This is a genomic window from Dokdonella sp., from assembly GCF_036518555.1.
In the GTDB taxonomy this organism is placed as follows: Bacteria; Pseudomonadota; Gammaproteobacteria; order Xanthomonadales; family Rhodanobacteraceae; genus Dokdonella_A.
In genome coordinates this window covers 1-4,226 of sequence record NZ_DATDMY010000161.1, presented here as the reverse complement: position 1 = coordinate 4,226, position 4,226 = coordinate 1, and the positions used below count along the sequence as shown (strand labels likewise).

The following is a 4,226-nucleotide window of genomic DNA, read 5'->3' as shown; positions in this document are numbered from 1 at the left end:
ACGGTCGTGTGCTTGAGGCCGCGCGCGTCACCGAGTTCGGCGGCGACGTCGGCCGTGCTCGCCTCGCCGCGCCGCCACAGCACGCGCATGAGCGCGATCTGCAGCTCGCTGAGGCTGACATCCTTGGCTCGCGCCATCCGGGGAATCCTCTCTACAGCCGTAGTACTACACTTGTAGTAGTTCGGCGCGGCCGGCGCAACCTGCCGGAAGTCATGCCGTCAGGATGCGCGGGAGAAAGGATCGGTCGCAGGCAGCGTCGTCGCATGGACGACGCCTGCGCGCGCGAGGCGGCCGGATGTCAGCGCGCGTCGAAACCGTCGACGAACAGGCTCTGGGCGAGCGCGACGCCGGCGAAGTTGTCGATCGTGTCCTGTTCGGCGAGGCCGCTCGGTCCGTACGCCATCGCCGACAGCAGCGGGATCGCGTCGATGTCGAGCACGAGCACGCTGCCTCGGACCTCGATCGAGCCGCCCGGGGCGATGTCGAACGTCGCATCGACGTTTCCGGATGCCGTGTCGACCGTGCAGTCGCTAGCGGAGTCGACCGTGCACACGGCATCGACGACGCCGCTCGACCAGGGCGGCATCGCCGCGAGGTGCGCCCCCGCGATCGGCGCGTCGCCGGTGTAGGTCGCGCGCAGGACGAACGACACGCGGTCGCCGGGCGACACGTGCGCGCGGTCGACCTCGACTTGGACGGCAAGATTGCCGTGCGCGCTCACCGAGAGGTCGATCATGCGCGTCGATGCCGTGGTCGGCGCCGGCGCCTGCTTCGCAAGGACACTGCCGAGCAGGTGGTCGCCGTCCGGCATCCGCAGCGAATCGAGCGGAGCCGCCTTCCAATCGAACCACTGCCACGCAGACCCGTCGTCGGCGTTGCCGTTGAACGCGCTGACGGCCTGTTGCGCGCCCAACACGCCCGTTGCGACGTCGAATGGAGCGATGAACCCGACGCTGCCGACCGGCGACGCGTTCGCGGCGCGTTGCAGCCTGCGGGAGAGGAGCGCATGCCATCGACCACCGGCGTCGGCGATGAAGTGATCGAGGCTGGAGACGACCGACGGATCGTTCGGCTCCACGGCTCGGGTCTCCATCGTTCCCGAGCCGTCGTTGTACAGGCGCATCACCGCCATGCCGTAGTCGCGCCGGGCGGGATAGAGCAGGTCGCCGTCAGGCAGCACGACGCCGCCGGCGTCGTAGCAGGCGGGATAGGGACAGCTCTGCGCGCCCGCATCCGCGAGCCAGTCGGTCGCGCCCGTCGACGTGTCGAGCAGCGCCCACCGTCCCGATCCGTGCAGCAGTGGAAATACGACGACGTGCGTATCGTCGATGCGGTGAACTTCGGAGGAAATGCCGTCGCCGGAAAACACGGTCGACGCCCACACCACGTGGCCGTCCGCGCCGGAGATGCGGCGGACCGTATCGGTCGAGCCCGCGAACGGCCCGTAGCGCAGCACGTCGTCGCCGACCATCGACCAGCGGTCGGGATCTCCGGTGCGTGTGCCGTCGTCCGCGCGCCAGAGCACGTGGCCGTCGGTGCGCGCGAGCTTGTACACGGTATTCCGGCCGCAGAACCAGGAGTCGCCGTTCGGCGGCGGGCATTGCCGGAACTCGTCGACCTCGACGAGGACATCACCGGAGCTGTCGAGGCGCGGGCGCGACACACTGCTGCAACGCGACTGCCCCTGCGGATCGGCGAGCGAGACGTGCCAGGTCCTGGCACCGTCCGACGTGCGATACAGTGAGACAGGGTAGGCTTGGGTGAACGCATACGGACACTCGCCCTGACCCCAGTACGCCTGCAGCGTGACCGCGATCGCGCCAGCGTCGGCGGTTGCGGCCGGTTCCGCGAGGCCGGACCATTCGCGGTACAGCCAGCTGCTGTCCGGATATGCGATCTCCCAATCCGTCATGCCGGTCGTTGCGTCGAGCGCACGCAGGCGGACCGCGTACTCCCCTGCCTTGCCGGTGACACCGACACCGAACGCGCGGCCGTCGGCGGCGAATATCGTCGTTCCCTCGATCGGCTGCGCGACCGGCGGCACGGACGGCGCCGCCGTTTGCGCACCGCTCGCGAAGTCGAAACGCAGGACCTCGGGCGGCTGCGAACCTTCGCGGTTGCGCACGACGGCGAACGTCGTGCCGTCGTAGCCGCCTGCGGCGAGCCAACTCGCGTCGGACACCGGAGTGCTCCACGCGAGTGCGCCGTCGGCGGTGTCCACGCGATGGAGCACCGAATCGCCGGCGACGATCACGGCGTCGCCCACGATGTCGGCACCGCGCACGGTGATCGTGCGCGACCAGCGTTCGCTTCCGGTCGCAGACGCGAGCTGGCGCAGCCCCAGGTTCGAAACGAGGACGGGATCGCCACTGGCGGTCGCGCCGAGCACGCGCTCGCCGTCGGCGATCGGCGCTTGCCACAGCCGGTGTCCGTCCATGGTCGAGCGGCCCTGCAGCGTCGTCGCGTCGGCGACGATCACGACATCGCCGACGACAGCGGGCACCGCACGGATGCCGCTGCCCGGGATCGCGATGTTCCAGGCCTCGTGCCCGTCCGCATCCAGCCGGACCAGGCGCGAGCCGACGATCGCGTTCACGCCGGCCTGCATCTCGAATGCCGCATACAGGGCGCCCTGGCCGTCGCCGACGAGGCCACCACCACGACAGTCGCGGGACGGCGAACCGTACTCGCGCTGCCAGAGCACGTTCCCCGAATCGACGTCGAGCATCGTGAGCGCGACGCAGCCGGCGCTGGCGATGCGCGTGGAACCGACGCGAACGAGCCAACCGGTCGGCACGTAGTGGGACCAGCGTCGGGTACCCGTGGGCCCGAATCGCGCGAGGAATCCGCCATCGTCCGAATTGAAATCGGGATGGAGCGCGAAGGCAGCGAACGCCCCGCCGTCGTCGCCACCCGTCAGTGCCGAAGCGAACGTCCACGACGTCGGACGGAGGTTCGAACTCCAGCGCAGGGCACCGTCGGACGCCATGCGCGTAAGCGTGCCGTCCTTCCCGCTGAACGTGCGTCCGCTCAGCAGGACATCCCCGTTCGCCGCGAAACCGACCACGGCTTGCGGCTTGCCGCCGGTCTGCGTCGTCGTCACCGTCGGCGGTCCCGAGGCGTACCACGGGCTCGACCAATCGTCGTCCGCGCAACCGTCGATCGAGCGCGCGCACGCGAACAGGGCGAGCAGCGAGATCGCCGCTCGGCGATGGACGGGTACGACTTGCATGCGGCAATCCCCTGGCTACGTCATGACGACAGCGCGACCGGAGCCCTCGCGAAGCGGCACCCAAGGGTCGGAAACGCTGCAAACTGGAATCCTAGCATCGAACCGGCGCGCAGCGCCGGGTCGGGATCAGTCCGCGTCGAAGCCGTCGCTGAACAGGCTCTGCGCGAGGTCGACGCGCGCGAAGTTGTCGATCGTGTCGGCTTCGCTCAAGCCCACGGGGCCGTAGGTCGTCGCGGTGATCGCGGGTTTCTCGGTGACGGCATCGAGTACGCGCACGGAGCCCGACACGTCGACCGTGCCGCCGGGTGCGAGATCGAACGTCGCGCGCAGATTGCCGCTGCGCGTGTCCAGGATGCAGTCGCCACCGGATTGCACGGCGCAGGTCGCGCCGGTTATGCCGCTCGCCCAGGGCAGGTTCGCGACGAGGCGCGCACCTGCGATCGGCACGTCGCCCGCGTATGCGACGTGCAGGTGGAACGCGAGCGCGCTGTCCACGTCGGCCTGCATGCGGTCGGTGTCGAGCGCGACTGCGAGGTTGCCGTGCGCGGTCACGCTCGTGTCGTAGAGCGCGACACCGGACGTCGTCGGCAGCGGCAGCCGCGCCGCGTACGTGCGCGCGAGCACGCGGTCCGGCGCAGGCATCGCGAGCGGCTCGGGGTACGACCACGCATCGACGGGGTCGCCGTCGTACGGATAGAACGCCTGCTGGCCGAGCAGGTTGCCCTGCGCATCGAGCGCGGCAAGGAAACTCACCGACCCGGTGAAGCGATGCCCGCGCCGCAGGTAGACGTGCAGCTGCCCGTTCGGGTCGCGCAGGATCTGGCGCACCCACGAGGACAGGATCGGCGACGCCGCGCCGAGCATCCACTCGTCGACGAGGCCGCTGCCGTCATTGTGCTGGCGCCTGAGCCACGGCGCGTAGTCGCGCTGGAATGGCACGAGCTTGTCGCCGCCAGGCAGCAGGTAGGCTTCCCCATACCCCGCGCAGCCACTG

2 protein-coding genes are annotated in these 4,226 nt (G+C 69.8%); both read right to left on the bottom strand.

Annotation, left to right across the window (positions count from 1 at the left end):
• Positions 1-298: 298 nt before the first annotated feature.
• A complete protein-coding gene (locus VI238_RS09655) occupies positions 299-3,232 on the bottom strand; it encodes a PQQ-binding-like beta-propeller repeat protein (RefSeq protein WP_331650807.1) in 2,934 nt (977 codons plus the stop codon).
• Between the two features lie 126 nt (positions 3,233-3,358).
• Positions 3,359-4,226 (bottom strand): hypothetical protein (locus VI238_RS09650; RefSeq protein WP_331650805.1); only part of this gene is annotated, 868 nt, incomplete at its 5' end.